The organism is Bradyrhizobium diazoefficiens (assembly GCF_016616235.1).
Taxonomy (GTDB): domain Bacteria; phylum Pseudomonadota; class Alphaproteobacteria; order Rhizobiales; family Xanthobacteraceae; genus Bradyrhizobium; species Bradyrhizobium diazoefficiens_H.
Genome location: NZ_CP067100.1, coordinates 5960072 through 5974249, shown reverse-complemented (window position 1 = coordinate 5974249; position 14178 = coordinate 5960072). Strand labels below are relative to the sequence as shown.

14 protein-coding genes are annotated in these 14178 nt (G+C 63.7%); 7 read left to right on the top strand and 7 right to left on the bottom strand.

The window, feature by feature from the left end; genetic code table 11:
- Positions 1-110: 110 nt before the first annotated feature.
- The 3 genes from ribB (at position 111) to JJB99_RS28390 (ending at position 3626) form a co-directional block, all read left to right on the top strand.
- Entirely contained in the window at positions 111-1187 is a 1077-nt protein-coding gene (gene ribB / locus JJB99_RS28400) for a 3,4-dihydroxy-2-butanone-4-phosphate synthase (protein ID WP_200495543.1), read from the top strand.
- 127 nt (positions 1188-1314) lie between these two features.
- Entirely contained in the window at positions 1315-2529 is a 1215-nt protein-coding gene (locus JJB99_RS28395; RefSeq protein WP_200495542.1) for an acyl-CoA dehydrogenase, read from the top strand.
- Positions 2530-2708: 179 nt separating this feature from the next.
- Complete coding sequence (locus tag JJB99_RS28390) at positions 2709-3626, top strand: MBL fold metallo-hydrolase (protein ID WP_200495541.1); 918 nt, start codon at positions 2709-2711, stop codon at positions 3624-3626.
- A gap of 44 nt (positions 3627-3670) precedes the next feature.
- Here the strand turns inward: JJB99_RS28390 and JJB99_RS28385 are convergent, their stop codons facing one another.
- Entirely contained in the window at positions 3671-4525 is an 855-nt protein-coding gene (locus JJB99_RS28385) for a DUF1499 domain-containing protein (protein ID WP_200495540.1), read from the bottom strand.
- Between the two features lie 224 nt (positions 4526-4749).
- Complete coding sequence (locus JJB99_RS28380; RefSeq protein ID WP_200495539.1) at positions 4750-6378, bottom strand: fatty-acid--CoA ligase; 1629 nt, start codon at positions 6376-6378, stop codon at positions 4750-4752.
- Between the two features lie 65 nt (positions 6379-6443).
- Between JJB99_RS28380 and JJB99_RS28375 the strand changes: the two genes are divergently transcribed.
- The gene (locus JJB99_RS28375; RefSeq protein WP_200495538.1) at positions 6444-7583 is read left to right on the top strand and encodes an extensin family protein; all 1140 of its coding nucleotides are present in this window, start codon (positions 6444-6446) and stop codon (positions 7581-7583) included.
- A 36-nt stretch (positions 7584-7619) separates the two neighbouring features.
- On the opposite strand, the gene JJB99_RS28370 is transcribed toward JJB99_RS28375, so the two are convergent.
- A complete protein-coding gene (locus JJB99_RS28370) occupies positions 7620-8306 on the bottom strand; it encodes a L,D-transpeptidase (RefSeq protein ID WP_200495537.1) in 687 nt (228 codons plus the stop codon).
- Positions 8307-8642: 336 nt separating this feature from the next.
- Between JJB99_RS28370 and JJB99_RS28365 the strand changes: the two genes are divergently transcribed.
- Positions 8643-9620 (top strand): magnesium transporter CorA family protein, encoded by a 978-nt coding sequence (locus JJB99_RS28365; protein WP_200495536.1) that lies wholly within the window; start codon positions 8643-8645, stop codon positions 9618-9620.
- 261 nt (positions 9621-9881) lie between these two features.
- Here the strand turns inward: JJB99_RS28365 and JJB99_RS28360 are convergent, their stop codons facing one another.
- From JJB99_RS28360 to pdxH, 4 genes are all read right to left on the bottom strand, one after another.
- Positions 9882-10229 (bottom strand): hypothetical protein, encoded by a 348-nt coding sequence (locus JJB99_RS28360; RefSeq protein ID WP_200495535.1) that lies wholly within the window; start codon positions 10227-10229, stop codon positions 9882-9884.
- A gap of 57 nt (positions 10230-10286) precedes the next feature.
- A complete protein-coding gene (locus JJB99_RS28355) occupies positions 10287-10577 on the bottom strand; it encodes a hypothetical protein (RefSeq protein ID WP_210347630.1) in 291 nt (96 codons plus the stop codon).
- 376 nt (positions 10578-10953) lie between these two features.
- Positions 10954-11706 carry an SDR family NAD(P)-dependent oxidoreductase gene (locus JJB99_RS28350; protein WP_200495533.1) on the bottom strand — a complete coding sequence of 251 codons (753 nt, stop codon included), beginning with the start codon at positions 11704-11706 and terminating at the stop codon, positions 10954-10956.
- A gap of 50 nt (positions 11707-11756) precedes the next feature.
- Complete coding sequence (gene pdxH / locus JJB99_RS28345; protein ID WP_200495532.1) at positions 11757-12398, bottom strand: pyridoxamine 5'-phosphate oxidase; 642 nt, start codon at positions 12396-12398, stop codon at positions 11757-11759.
- A 113-nt stretch (positions 12399-12511) separates the two neighbouring features.
- Here pdxH and JJB99_RS28340 point away from each other — a divergent pair, with 113 nt between their 5' ends.
- Both JJB99_RS28340 and JJB99_RS28335 read left to right on the top strand, forming a co-directional pair.
- Complete coding sequence (locus JJB99_RS28340; protein ID WP_200495531.1) at positions 12512-12919, top strand: RT0821/Lpp0805 family surface protein; 408 nt, start codon at positions 12512-12514, stop codon at positions 12917-12919.
- A 108-nt stretch (positions 12920-13027) separates the two neighbouring features.
- On the top strand, positions 13028-13990 hold the full coding sequence (locus tag JJB99_RS28335; RefSeq protein WP_200495530.1) for a DnaJ C-terminal domain-containing protein: 963 nt from the start codon (positions 13028-13030) through the stop codon (positions 13988-13990).
- Positions 13991-14178: the final 188 nt, after the last annotated feature.

Here is a 14178-nt window from a genome sequence, read left to right as displayed (position 1 = left end):
TGAAAGCCACGGGCAGGCCCGCGAGCCGGAATATGTGGCTGCGTCCAGGACACTAGCGCCCCGGCAAGAGTCCGGCTAAGCCTCCCGCTCATAACCATAGAGATTGGGACATGCCCGATAGCGTTCAGGAAGTGTTGCAGGCCTTTGCCCGGGGCGAACTCGTCGTCGTTACCGACGACGAGGACCGCGAGGGCGAGGGCGATCTGATCGTCGCCGCCTCGCTCTGCACCGCCGAGAAGATGGCGTTTATCATTCGCCACACCTCCGGCATCGTCTGCGCGCCCGTGACCACCGAGGATGCGCGCCGGCTTCGGCTCGATCCCATGGTGGCCCACAACGATTCCGCGCATACCACCGCCTTCACGGTCTCGATCGACTACAAGCCCGACGGCGGCACCGGCATCTCCGCCGAGGAGCGCGCCTCGTGCTGCCGCGCGCTGTCCAATCCCAATGTCGGCGCCAACGACTTCGCCCGTCCGGGCCACATCTTCCCGCTGATCGCCAAGGACGGCGGCGTGCTGCTGCGCTCGGGCCATACCGAGGCCGCCGTCGACCTCTGCAAGCTGTCCGGCCTGCCGCCGGTCGGCGTCATCAGCGAATTGATGAACGACGACGGCAGCGTCATGAAGGGCGAGCAGGTCTCGCAGTTCGCGGCCCGACACAAGCTCAAGCATGTCACCATCGCCGACATGATTGCCTACCGCCAGGCGCGCGAAAAACTGATCGAGCGGGTCTCGACCTTCGTCACCGAAAGCCCGATCGGCCCCCTGCAAGGCTATGCCTATCGCTCGCCGTTCGACTCCATCGCCCACGTTGCTTTCGTCTATAACGGCGTCGGTGACGGCAAGAACGTGCTGACGCGCTTCCACAAACCGAACATCGTCAGGGATACCTTTACCGGTCACAAGCGGATGGCGGCCGTGCTCGAACACTTCAAGAAGTCGGGCCGTGGCGTGCTGGTTTATCTGCGCGATGGTGCGGCGGGCGTCCCCGTGGCGCCGTTGCCGGATGAGACGTCGACGGAGGCCGACCGCAACCGCCAGTGGCGCGAGGTCGGCGTCGGCGCGCAGATCCTGCGCGATCTCGGCGTTTCTTCGATCCGCCATCTCACCTCCTCGGTGCACGACTACAAGGGGCTGTCGGGCTTCGGCATCGAGATCGTCGCCAACGAGCAGCTTGAGATCTGACAAGGCCACGCGGGTTCGCGTGTTGCGCGCCCGGAATGACCGAAACCAGGATGCAATTGCACTTGTTGCCGCGGCGCTTTAATTTGTCGGGCAATTATTTGACGGAACCAGACCGAAAGGACGTTTCATGAGCGTGCGCCCTCAAACCAAGGATAAGCCGGCTGCGGCTTCCTTCCAGTGGGACGATCCGTTCCTGCTCGACGAGCAGCTCACCGAAGACGAGCGCATGGTGCGCGACACCGCCCGCGCCTACGCCCAGGACAAGCTGCTGCCGCGCGTCGCCAAGGCCTATCTCGAAGAGACGACCGACCGCGAAATCTTTAACGAGATGGGCGAGCTCGGCCTGATCGGCATCACGCTGCCGGAGGAATATGGCTGCGCCAATGCGAGCTACGTCGCCTATGGCCTCGTCGCGCGCGAGATCGAGCGGGTCGATTCCGGCTATCGCTCGATGAACTCGGTGCAGTCCTCGCTGGTGATGTATCCGATCTACGCCTATGGCGACGAGAACCAGCGCAAGAAGTACCTGCCGAAGCTCGCCAGCGGCGAGTGGGTCGGTTGCTTCGGCCTGACCGAGCCGGACGCCGGTTCCGATCCGGCCGGGATGAAGACCCGCGCCGAGAAGGTCTCGGACGGCTATCGCCTGACCGGCAGCAAGATGTGGATCTCGAACGCGCCGATCGCCGACGTGTTCGTGGTCTGGGCCAAGTCGGCCGAGCACGACAACCAGATCCGCGGCTTCGTGCTGGAGAAGGGCATGAAGGGCCTCTCCGCACCGAAGATCGGCGGCAAGCTGTCGCTTCGTGCCTCGATCACCGGCGAGGTGGTGATGGACGGCGTCGTGGTTCCCGAGGACGCGCTGCTGCCCAACGTCTCCGGCCTCAAGGGTCCCTTCGGCTGTCTTAACCGCGCCCGTTACGGCATCTCCTGGGGCGCGCTCGGCGCCGCCGAGGACTGCATGCACCGCGCCCGCCAGTACACGCTCGACCGCAAGCAGTTCGGCAAGCCGCTCGCCGCAACGCAGCTGGTGCAGAAGAAGCTCGCCGACATGGAGACCGAGATCGCGCTCGGCCTCCAGGGCTCGCTTCGCATCGGCCGCCTGATGGACGAGGGCAAGTTCGCCCCCGAGATGATCTCGATCATGAAGCGCAACAATTGCGGCAAGGCCCTCGACATCGCCCGCACCGCGCGCGACATGCACGGCGGCAACGGCATCTCGATCGAGTATCACGTGATGCGCCACGTCCATAACCTCGAGACGGTCAACACCTACGAGGGTACCCACGACGTCCACGCCCTGATCCTCGGCCGTGCCATCACCGGCATTCAGGCGTTTTTCTAGACCGCTCGGACGCGGTTGATTTACTCCGCTGTCATCGTCCGCCTTGTGCGCAATCGCGCACTGGGGCGGACGATGCAGTATCCCAGAGACCTCGCCTTCGCCACAGGCGCCACGGCGTACTGGATACACCGCTTTCGCGGGGTATGACGAGGAGTGGGGCGGTACGTGTAGGAAGTCTCATGTCCGGCAGCGACGACGTCCCCTTCAACCGCAACTTTCCGCTTCAACCTGGCGTGGTCGAGGAAGTCCGCCCTGGCGTGCGGCGCGTGCTCTGTAACAATCCAAGCCCGTTCACCTTCACCGGCACGGTCAGCTACATCGTCGGCAGGGGCAATGTCGCGATCGTCGATCCCGGCCCGGACGACGCGGCGCATGCGGCGGCGTTGCTCGAAGCCGTGCGCGGCGAGACAGTGAGCCATATCTTCGTCACCCACACCCACCGCGACCATTCGCCGAACACCGCGCGGATCAAGCAGGCGACCGGCGCGCCTGTTTATGCCGAAGGCCCGCACCGCGCCTCGCGGCCGCGTTTCGAGAGCGAGAAGCACAATCCGGAATCCGGCGCCGATCGCGACTTCGCGCCCGATATCAGGATCGCCCATGGGGATGTCGTCGAGGGCGACGGCTGGCGGCTCGAGGCGGTGGCGACGCCCGGCCACACCGCCAATCATCTGGCGTTCGCCTGGCCGGAGCGGAAGTTCAACTTCGTCGGCGACCATGTGATGGGCTGGTCAACCTCGATCGTGGCGCCGCCCGACGGCTCGATGACCGACTACATGGAATCGCTCGACCGGCTCGCCGCGCGCGATGAGGATTTGTACTTCTCCGGCCACGGCCCGGAGATCCCGGACGGCCAGCGCTTCGTGCGCTTCCTGATCCGTCACCGCAAGGCGCGCGAAGCCTCGATCCTGCACCGCCTCGCCAAGGGCGAAACCGACATCCCGACCATGGTGCGCGCGATCTATATCGGCATTGATCCCAGGCTGACGACCGCCGCCGGCTATTCCGTGCTGGCCCATCTGGAAGATCTGGTCGCACGCGGCGTGGTGGCGACCGATGGCGATCCCGTGATTGGCGGGACGTACCGGATGGCTTAGCGGCGAATGGCGGCGTCCACTCGCTATTCGCTACTCGCCATCCGCTATTTTTTTACCGTCTTCGCCGGTGCCTTCGGCGGCGCAACCGGCGTCTTCTTCACCGGCTTGAGCGCATCGGCATCGGCGGCGGTGTTGAGATCGTCGATGAACTTGGTCACGCGCGCAGCGTTGCTGCCGAGGTCGCTGTCGAAATAGCGCGAAGCGGAGCGGATATCGACGCGGGAATCCTCGCCGTTGGGCACGACCCTGATCGAAACGTCCTCGCGGAAGCCCATGATTGGCGTGCGCGCCACCGCCTCGATGCGCCCGATGCGGCGCGGCGGCTGCGGCTCGCGCTCGTCGATGATCAGCCATTTGCGCTTGATGACCAGCTGGCGCGCGATCGCATAGGCGCGGTCGACCGGGATTTCGAGCTCGATCGGCTCGATATCGGGATAGAACTGGCGCTGCTGCTCGGCCGAATACAGGCCGGCATAAACCGCGGTGTTGGTGCCGTCGCCGGTGCGCACGCGCGACAGCGCGTCGAAGCGCGGCGGGTCGATCGGGTCGGTGGTGATGTCGTGGATCGCCGGCAGCTTGCGGTACTGCAGGCCAAGATAGGCGGGGTAGGCGAGGATCGCCGCGTCGATCAGGAAGGCAAGGAGGATGCGCGCCATGCCGCGGGAGCCGTTCTGCCAGATGGCGGCGAAGCCGGCCAGCCCGAACAGGATCGAGAGCCCGGCGATCGCTAGCCCGCCGAGGAAGGTCGCCAGCGCCGGCTTCATCTCGAGGAAGTCGAAGCGGACGATGATGATCGACACCAGCACCGCCACCACCGCGAACACGGCCAGATTGCGTGCCCAGCTTGCAAGGCTGGACACGGGCTCCGACTGATAGGGAGCGGAAAACCTGCGGGCCATCGGGTGGAGCTCTGCCGGGGTGTTGGGGGCGGTGCCGGCCGATCCGGCATGTCGATGGGCCGTTGAGACCACGGCCCAGGGGCAAATTCAAGGGTTCCGGATCATCGCTGTCCGTCATTCCGGGGCGCCCGAAGGGCGAACCCGGAATCTCGAGATTCTCAGGTGCGCAATTGCGCACCATAGTTCGATGCCGTTGGCATCGCCCCGGAATGACGCGTACCTCCCTACGCCGCCGCGTTGGGGAAGCGGTAATCCCTAAACTGGTCGCGCAGTGCCGTCTTCAGGATCTTGCCGGTGGCGGTGTGCGGGATTCCGTCGACAAAGACGACGTCGTCGGGCATCCACCATTTGGCGATCTTGCCGTCCATGTATTTCAGGATGTCCTCGCGGCTGGCCTGCTGGCCTTGCTTGAGCTGCACGATCAGCAGCGGCCGCTCGTCCCATTTGGGATGGAACACGCCGATCACGGCGGCCTCCGCCACGGCGGGATGGCCGACCGCGAGGTTTTCCAGGTCGATCGAGGAGATCCACTCGCCGCCGGACTTGATCACGTCCTTGGAGCGGTCGGTGATCCGCATGTAGCCGTGCTCGTCGATCGTCGAGACGTCGCCGGTGTCGAAGAAGCCGTCCTCGTCGAGGATGTTGGCGTCGACCCGGTAATAGGCCTTGGCGACGGCGGGGCCGGAGACCTTGAGGCGGCCGAAAGTCTTGCCGTCCCAGGGCAGCTCCTTGCCGGCATCGTCGGTGATCTTCATCTGCACCGCGAAGGGCGCATAGCCCTGCATCTGGAGCACGTCGAGCTTGGCATCGCCGGTCGCGTTCTGGAACGGCGGCTTCAGCGCCGCGACGGTGCCGATCGGACTCATTTCGGTCATGCCCCAGGCGTGGCGTACGTTCGAGCCCATGTCGAGGAAGGCCTTGATCATCGAGCGCGGCATCGCCGAGCCGCCGCAGATCACCATCTTCAGGTCCGGCAGCTTCAGATTGTTGGCGGCCATGTGCTGCAGCAGCATCAGCCACACCGTGGGCACGCCGGCAGTGTGCGTCACCTTCTCGGTCGAGAGCAGCTCGTAGACCGAGGCGCCGTCGAGCTTGGCGCCGGGCATCACTAGCTTGGTGCCCTGCGAGGGCGCGGAGAAGGCGATGCCCCAGCTGTTGGCGTGGAACAGCGGCACCACCGGCAGCATCGTCTCGGAGGCGCTGGTGCCGAGCGCGTCGACATTGTTGGCCATCAGCGCGTGCAGCACGTTGGAGCGATGCGAGTACAGCACGCCCTTCGGATCGCCCGTGGTGCCGGATGTGTAGCACATCGCGGCTGCCGTGTTCTCGTCAAACTCCTTCCATTTGAATTTGCCGTCGGCCTCTCCGATCCAGTCCTCGTAAGCCACCGCATTCTTCAGCGTGGTCTCGGGCATATGCGCCTTGTCGGTGAGCACGACATAGCGCTCCACGCTTGGCAGCTTGTCGGCGATCTTCTCCAGGATTGGAACGAAGGTGATGTCGGTCATCACGATGCGGTCCTGCGCATGGTTGATGATCCAGGCGATCTGCTCGGGGAAAAGGCGGGGATTGACGGTGTGGCAGATGGCGCCGATCCCCATGATGCCGTACCAGACTTCGAGATGGCGCCAGGTGTTCCAGGCGATCGTTGCGACGCGGTCGCCGAGCTTGATGCCGTCGCGCTCCAGCATCTGCGAGACCTTGAGCGCGCGCTTGTGGATCTCGGCATAGTTGGTGCGGTGGATCGGTCCTTCGACCGATCGGGTGACCACCTCCTGCTTGCCATGAATCCTGGCGGCGTGTTCGATGATCCGGTGGCAGAGCAGGGGCCAATCTTGCATCAAACCGAGCATTCAGACGTTCCTCCGAGAATTCGCTGGGCGGGTTGTCGCTCTCAGCTTTGGGCCAAAGAATTGTCATGAGTTTTAGCCTGCCGGACTTTCGCCGCAAATGGTCTTGTCGCGGCTATATGTCCGCCCGCGCGGCAATGGTTACCGCCGCGCTGGGGCTCTCATTCGTGCTGGTCGAGCGGGCAGAGGCGCGAAAATATGCTGCGCCGCTGGATATCTTTGGCCTTGGGACGCCACGGCCGCGCGCGGCGGTTCATTCCGCCAAGACAACGGCCAAAACAACGGCCAAGACAACGGCCAAGACAACGGCCAAGATACCAGCCACGGTACCGCTACCAAAGCCACGCCCCGACGAGGCGCCCAAGGCAATGGAAGAGACCGCGCCGGAGGCAGAGGAGAAGCCATCTGCAGACAAGCCGAGCGCGAACAAGCCCGCCGAAGCCGCGCCGCGACCGGAGAAGCAGCTTTCGGCGTGCCGCCTCGCGCTGACCGAGGACATCGCGATCGCGCCGTCGATCCCCGACATCCACGGCCCCGGCGCCTGCGGCGGCGAGGATCTGGTGCGGCTTGAGGCCATCGTGCTGCCGGACAAGCGCAAGGTCGCGGTCAAGCCGGCGGCGATCCTCCGCTGCACCATGGCCTCCGCCGTCGCCGACTGGGTGCGCAAGGACATGGTGCCGCTGGCCGCGAGCCTCGGCTCGGCCATCAGCGATCTCGACAATTTCGACAGCTTCGAGTGCCGCGGCCGCAACCGTGTTGTCGGGGCGCTGCTGTCCGAGCACGGCAAGGCCAACGCCCTGGACGTCCGGGCCATCAAGCTCGCCAACGGGCAGTCGATCGGCCTCACCGACCGTACCATATCGCGCGAGGTGCGCGAGCGCGTGCTGCATTCGGTCTGTTCACGGTTTTCCACCGTGCTCGGCCCGGGCTCGGACTGGTACCATGAGGACCACATCCATCTCGATCTCGCGCAGCGGCGCAATGACTACCGGATCTGCCAATGGAATGTCTGGGATCCCCTGCCGCAGGTCGCCCCGCTGCTGCCGGCGGAGCGCCCCGAGGAAGCCCCGCCGCGCGAGGTCGCGGCCAGGCCGCAGGCAAAGGAGGGAGACGACGAGGCGGCGGAGAAATCTCCTGCGCCGGCGGAGAAGCCTGCGGATGGCAACAAAGCCCAATCGCACAAACCGGCAACAAAAAAGCGCCGGTGAAACCGGCGCTTTTGGATTTCCGAGGTCAGGAGACGATCAGAAGCTGCCGGCCTGGCCGGTCTGGCCGTTGCCGAGCGCCAGCCGTGAGTTGTATGGCGAGTCGCCGTGCTTCGGCTCGAGCACCACGACGATGGTGCCGACCTTGACGCGGTTGTAGAGGTCGATCGCGTCCTCGTTGGTCAGGCGGATGCAGCCCGACGAGATCGAGGCGCCGATATATTCCGGCTGGTTGGTGCCGTGGATGCGGAACAACGTGTCCTTGCCGCCCGAGTAGAGATACATCGCGCGGGAGCCCATCGGATTGTCCGGGCCGGGCGGGACATAGGTCGGAACGCCCAGACGCGAAATCTCGCCCGGGGTCGGATGCCAGGCCGGCCATTCGGTCATGCTGCCGACCTTGGCGATGCCCGACCACGCCATGGCCTCTTCGCCGACGGTGATGCCGTAGCGGATCGCCTTGCCGCCATCCATCACGTAGTAGAGATAGTGGTTGTCGGAATCGACCACGATCGAGCCGGGCGCTTCTTTGCGGTGGTAATCGACGATGGCGCGGCGGAACGGCTCGGCGACCGGGGTGTTCTCGTACCGGACCTTGGCGAGAAGTTCCTTATCCTTCGGCTTGAAGGCCTTGGTATCGGTCGCCTCGAAGTGCGTGGCCTGCATGCAGCCCGACAGCATCAGGCCCGCGGCCAAAATACCCAGCGTAACTTTCAGCGACGACATGATTTGGTTCCAATCGACAACACAAGCTTTCGTGGAGCTTGAGCAAAGCCCAAAACCACGACTCCGTTGATCTCATTATCGTTGAAATCTGCCACAATTCCAGCGTCTCGGACCTTTTCCCGCGCTGCAAGACCAAACCTGTGGCTTTTTTGCCGCAAGTTTTGCGGCCTTGGGCTGATTTTGGGGCATAAGATACTGAACTGTCGATTCCATGTCACGGCGGAGCCACGCCGCCGCCACAAATGCAAACGCTCCGTTAATGTGCTTGTCATCATGAACTTGTCAGAATCGCGCTAAGGGCTGTCATTCTGTCGCAGGCCCCTTCTGGAGTTGTGCATGTTTTCTGTGTTCGTTCCCTCCGAGGGCACCCTCAAGAAGGCTGTGGTCGAGGATCTCGCGGCTGTGCCGGAACATGCGGTGTGGGTCGATCTCTTCAGTCCGACCGCGGCCGAGGACAAGGCGGTCGAGCGGCTTTTGGGCATCGCCATCCCGACCCGGGAGGACATGCAGGAGATCGAGATCTCCAGCCGCCTCTACATCGAGAACAGCGCGCGCTACATGACCGCGACGCTGATGTGCCACTCCGACACCGACATGCCGCGGACCACGGCGGTGACCTTCATCCTCGGCGACCACCGCCTAGTGACGGTGCGCTACGACCTTCCGAAGCCGTTCGCCCTGGTCGAAGCAAAGCTCGCCCGCTCCTGCACGCCGACGATCACCGGCGAGATGGTGCTGATGGAGTTGCTCGACGCCGTGATCGACCGCTGCGCCGACATTCTGGAGCGCTGCGGTGCCGACATCGACCAGGTCTCGCACGACATCTTCGAGCCCGAGAGCGAGCGCCACGGCCACGCCAAGCAATATTCCCAGATCCTGATCTCGATCGGCCGCAAGGGCGATTTGACCTCGAAGGTGCGCGAGAGCCTGGTGTCGATCGGACGCGTCGTCACCTTTCTCTCCGCGGTGGTGGAGGGCGTGAAATGGTCGAAGGACATGCGCGAGCAGCTCAAAACCATGCAGCGCGACGTGGCGTCACTGACCGACCACGCCTCCTATCTCTCCAGCAAGATCACCTTCGTGCTTGACGCCATGCTCGGCGTCGTCAATCTCGAGCAGAACAACATCATCAAGCTGTTTTCGGTCATGGCCGTCGTCCTGATGCCGCCGACGCTGATCGCCTCGATCTACGGCATGAACTTCAAGGTGATGCCGGAGCTCGAATGGGCGCACGGCTATCCGATGGCCATCGTGATGATGCTGTTCGCGGCCATCGTGCCGTACTGGATCTTCAAGTGGAAGAAGTGGCTCTGATCTCGTCGCGCTTTCGAAAATGGCTACCGAGACCTTACGCCGGTTGCCGAGACACGACGGATGGTGTCGCAGAATAGGCCGAGAATGAGGCCGCGCGATGATGCCTGCGCTCCGCCCAAATTCCTCCGGTAAAATTTGAGCGGTGGGCTGAACGTTTGCGCGAAACTTGTCTGCGATAAGCAGTGGGTAGCCGCGAGGAACAGCCATGGTTGAAAAACACATAACGTCGCCCCGCAACGTCATCGACCTGACGAGCTATCGTCAGATCGTGGCGAGCGGCAAGGCGCCGTCGTTGTCGGTGCGCATGTGCCGGCACTGTGGTGCTCCGCTGCTCGACGGTGAGAACGACGACGACTGCTCGACAGCATTCAGCGCGTCCGCTCCGCGGCCGCGCGAGAGGTCGCGTCGGATTCGACTCGATTGAGGAACGGAAGGAAGGGCGATCCAGGTCTTGCGGCGGCGTTGTCTGGATCGCCTTGCTTCCACTCTTCGGCAGATCGACCGCTGCTTCACGATCTGCGCTGTCGAGACAATGGTCTCGGCAATGGCGCCGTCGCGAAGCAAGTGCTCTCTGAGGTCGCGCAGCATGGCCTCACTGTCTTCGTCCATGCATCCGCATCAAGGTGTTTGCTGCACTCCACCAATTCGCGAGCGGTCGCAAGTCCATCAGTCCTTGAACACGGACTTATGCCAATACATCTGCTCGTCTGCGAACCATGCTTCATTCTGCGGCGTGCGGAGTCGCCGCAAGCACTTCGTGTCGAGGCCATACCGGGTCAACAGTCCAATTAGTTCCCCAAGACTGACGTCTTCGACGGGGTCTTCTAATTCCACCTCCAGGCCCCTTGGGCTTCCGGCAAAGTCCTTCACTGCATCAATGGATTTCAGCCAGTGAAAGAAGCTGTCTTCATCACCGTCCGAGAAGAACGGGACCGGTTCACTAATTACGATCTTCATCATCGATCCTAGAAGTCATTGATATTTTGTCCGGGGCGGACATTCACATAGCCTCCACCGGGCAGCTGAACATCCCGGTCGTAGGATGGGTAGAGCACTTGCGAAACCCATCATGTATTCGCGAGGACGAAGGCGTTGATGGGTTTCGCTGCGCTCTACGCATCCTACGAGTGCTGCGATGAAGGATCCAAGTTGGAGAGCGACGCCGTTGCCTCATGCTCCGTCATTGCGAGCGCAGCGACGCAATCCAGAGTCTTTCTGCAGAGGGATTCTGGATTGCTTCGTCGCAAGGGCTCCTCGCAATGACGTGTGGAGAGATCGAGGCGTCACGCTCCGCTCTCGTCCCCTGATATTGCCGTGCAATGACGCGCGCGGACTACACGTGCTGCCCGCCGTTAATGTGGATCTCCGCGCCATTCACGTAGGAGCTGGTGTCCGTGCACAGCACGTAGATGATCTTGGCGACCTCGTCGGGCGTGCCGAGGCGATGCATCGGGATCTGCTGCTCGACGATCTTTTCGGTGCCCGGCGACAGGATCGAGGTGTCGATCTCGCCCGGGGCGATCGCGTTGACGCGCACCCCGATGCGACCGAAGTCCGACGCCATCTCGCGCGTGAGCGAAGCGAGCGCAGCCTTGGAGGTCGCGTAGGCGGCACCCGCGAAAGGATGCACGCGCGAGCCCGCGATCGAGGTGACGTTCACGACAGAACCCCTGGCCGCCTTCAGTTCCTCGATCAGCCCGCGCGCCATCATGATGGGCGCGAAGAAATTGACGTGAAACACGTGCGTCCAGGTGTCGAGATCGGTCTCGATCGAGCCGAGCCGCGCGCCACCGGGACCCTTGGGCGAGATCGCGGCGTTGTTGACCAGCGCATGCAACGCGCCGCCCTCGAGACGATTGCGGATCTCGGTGATCGCGCGCGCGGTGTCTTGGGGGTTGCCGAGGTCGACCTGGATGTGATCCTCGGGGCCCGCGTCCCAGGGGCAGTCCTCCGGGAAGGCGTGCCGCGAGCAGGTGATGACGCGCCAGCCCGCCGAGGAGAAGCGGATCACGGTGGCATGGCCGATGCCGCGGCTGGCTCCGGTCAGGAGCAGCGTGCGGCGCGGCGCGTTGGACGAATGCGGCATGGACATCTTTCAGGTCGGTCCAAAGATCGAGATGAGGATCGAGACAAGGCTCAAGGGTACATCCGCGTCTTGGACCATGGCTGGCCGGCCGCGTCACGGCGAAATTCGATGCGGTCGTGCAGGCGGAATGGGCGGTCGTGCCAGAACTCGATGCGCGAAGGCGTGATGCGCCAGCCGCTCCAGCCCGGCGGCCGCGGCACCTCGCCGATGACGTATCTGGCCGCAACCTTTGCGATGGCCTGCTCGAAGGCGAAACGGCTCTCCAGCGCTTCGGACTGCTTGCTCGCCCAGGCGCCGATCTGCGCCTGCTTCGGTCGCGTCGCGAAATAAGCGTCGGCTTCAGCGTCGCTCACCGGCGTCACGTTGCCGCGGATGCGGACCTGACGCCGCAGCGACTTCCAGTGAAAAAGTAACGCCGCCTTAGGATTTGCGGCGAGTTCGCGACCCTTCTGGCTGGCGATGTGGCTGTAGAAGACAAAACCATCGGTATCGTAGCCCTTCATCAGCACCATGCGCACGTCGGGCAGCCCGTCGGGATCGACGGTTGCGAGCGCCATCGCATTCGGATCGTTCGGCTCGCTCTTGATCGCCTCGTTCAGCCAGGCCTCGAACAGCGCGAATGGCTCGTCGGCGGCGGTGAAATCACCGGATGTTAAGGGTGTCTGGTGTTTCATCGAGGTCGTATCGGTCATGTCCGGAGTCCGAGTTGCGTCCCGCGGCCCAAAATGCGTTGTCGTCCGCTACCGCCCTATATAGGGCATGGCGACGCGTTGGCCTATCGGCGATCCGGCCGTCCGGCTTTGTCATGACAATGATTCTAATCGGGCTCGGTGCCGGCGGTTGCAGCTTTTCCCGCAACGACAGCAGCGCCTATGCCAAGGCCGACGACGGCGACCTCACCGGCTCGATCGCGCGGCCGGCGAAGGATGCTCCGCCGAGCGAGACCGATCTTGCCTTCGCCCGCAACGCCGCCTCGGATGTCCTCAGCAAGGGCGACAAGGATTCCAGTCAGCACTGGGAGAATCCCGAAACGGGCGCGCGCGGCTCGGTGACGCCGATCGCGCAGTCCTATGCCGCCGAGGACGGCCGCAAATGTCGGGATTTCCTGGCGAGCTATGTCAACGGGAACACGGAAAGCTGGCTCCAGGGCGCCGGCTGCCAAAGCAGTCATGGCCGTTGGGAGATTCATACGCTAAAGCCGTGGCGGAGCTAGGAATCGCTCTGCTCGACTAGTTGCAAAAATGCCACTTGGTCCCCACATCAGGCTCAGGTGGGGCGGGGGCCCTTTGAACAATTCGATTCCTTGAAGGAGACGTGACGGATGCGCGACCCCTATGAGGTCTTGGGGGTGCCGCGGAGCGCCAGCGCTGCCGCCATCAAGAGCGCCTATCGCAAGCTTGCCAAGAAGCACCATCCCGACAGCAACAAGAACGACCCGAAGGCGGCCGAGCGCTTCGCCGAACTCAATTCGGCGAACGAGATTCTCGGCGACGAGGACAAGCGCAAGCAGTTCGACCGCGGCGAGATCGACGCCGAGGGCAAGCCGCGCTTCCAGGGCTTTCCGGGCGGTGGTGGGCCACGCGGCCGCGCGGGTCCCGGCGGGTTCGAGAGCTACACGTTCCGGTCCGGCGGCGGCGCCGGTCCGGGCGGCGGCGCATTCGAGGACATCCTCAACAGCATGTTCGGCGGCGGGATGCGCGGCGCGCGTCCCGGGGCCGGCGGTGGTGCCCAGTTCGAGTTCGACACCGGCGGGATCGGGCTCGATCTCGACGTGAATGTCGCCATGTCCGTCTCCCTCGAAGAGGCGGTCAAGGGCGGCGAGAAGCGGGTCCGGTTGCCGAACGGCAAGGAGCTCAACGTCAAGATTCCGGCCGGCGTCGCCGAAGGCCAGCAGATCCGGCTGCGCGGGCAGGGCGAGAGCGCCCAGGGCCATCCGCCCGGCGATCTCCTGCTCACCATCAACATCGCGCCGCATCCCTACTTCAAGGTCGAGGGCGCGGATCTGCGCATCGATCTGCCGGTCACGCTCTATGAGGCCGTGCTTGGCGGCAAAGTCCGCGTGCCCACCCTTGGCAACGCCGTGGAATTGTCGGTCCCGAAAAACACCTCCAGCGGCCGGACCTTCCGCCTCAAGGGCAAAGGCCTGCCGAAAGCCGGCGGAACCGGCGACCTCTTCGTCACCATCAGGATTATGCTACCGGACGGGAACGACGCCGAGCTTGAGGCATTGATGGAGAAGTGGCGGGACCAACATCCCTACAATCCGCGTAGCGGGCTCGGCTAGGGCATGATCCGGAAAAGTGCTTAGCGGTTTTCCGAAGAGATCATGCTTAAACAGGAATCCAAAGCGCGATAATTCATCGTGCTTTGGGCGCTATCCGAGGCCCGCTTCGACGATCGGAGCATTCTCTTCCCGACAGGATGATGCTCAACATACGCCTGAGGCGCGGGCCGCGCTTCGACGCTGACGTT

Coding starts and splice junctions, on each gene's coding strand:
- ribB (WP_200495543.1), top strand. CDS start 111: ATGCCCGATAGCGTTCAGGAAGTGTTGCAGGCCTTTGCCCGGGGCGAA.
- JJB99_RS28395 (WP_200495542.1), top strand. CDS start 1,315: ATGAGCGTGCGCCCTCAAACCAAGGATAAGCCGGCTGCGGCTTCCTTC.
- JJB99_RS28390 (WP_200495541.1), top strand. CDS start 2,709: ATGTCCGGCAGCGACGACGTCCCCTTCAACCGCAACTTTCCGCTTCAA.
- JJB99_RS28385 (WP_200495540.1), bottom strand. CDS start 4,525: ATGGCCCGCAGGTTTTCCGCTCCCTATCAGTCGGAGCCCGTGTCCAGC.
- JJB99_RS28380 (WP_200495539.1), bottom strand. CDS start 6,378: ATGCTCGGTTTGATGCAAGATTGGCCCCTGCTCTGCCACCGGATCATC.
- JJB99_RS28375 (WP_200495538.1), top strand. CDS start 6,444: ATGAGTTTTAGCCTGCCGGACTTTCGCCGCAAATGGTCTTGTCGCGGC.
- JJB99_RS28370 (WP_200495537.1), bottom strand. CDS start 8,306: ATGTCGTCGCTGAAAGTTACGCTGGGTATTTTGGCCGCGGGCCTGATG.
- JJB99_RS28365 (WP_200495536.1), top strand. CDS start 8,643: ATGTTTTCTGTGTTCGTTCCCTCCGAGGGCACCCTCAAGAAGGCTGTG.
- JJB99_RS28360 (WP_200495535.1), bottom strand. CDS start 10,229: ATGGACGAAGACAGTGAGGCCATGCTGCGCGACCTCAGAGAGCACTTG.
- JJB99_RS28355 (WP_210347630.1), bottom strand. CDS start 10,577: ATGAAGATCGTAATTAGTGAACCGGTCCCGTTCTTCTCGGACGGTGAT.
- JJB99_RS28350 (WP_200495533.1), bottom strand. CDS start 11,706: ATGCCGCATTCGTCCAACGCGCCGCGCCGCACGCTGCTCCTGACCGGA.
- pdxH (WP_200495532.1), bottom strand. CDS start 12,398: ATGACCGATACGACCTCGATGAAACACCAGACACCCTTAACATCCGGT.
- JJB99_RS28340 (WP_200495531.1), top strand. CDS start 12,512: ATGACAATGATTCTAATCGGGCTCGGTGCCGGCGGTTGCAGCTTTTCC.
- JJB99_RS28335 (WP_200495530.1), top strand. CDS start 13,028: ATGCGCGACCCCTATGAGGTCTTGGGGGTGCCGCGGAGCGCCAGCGCT.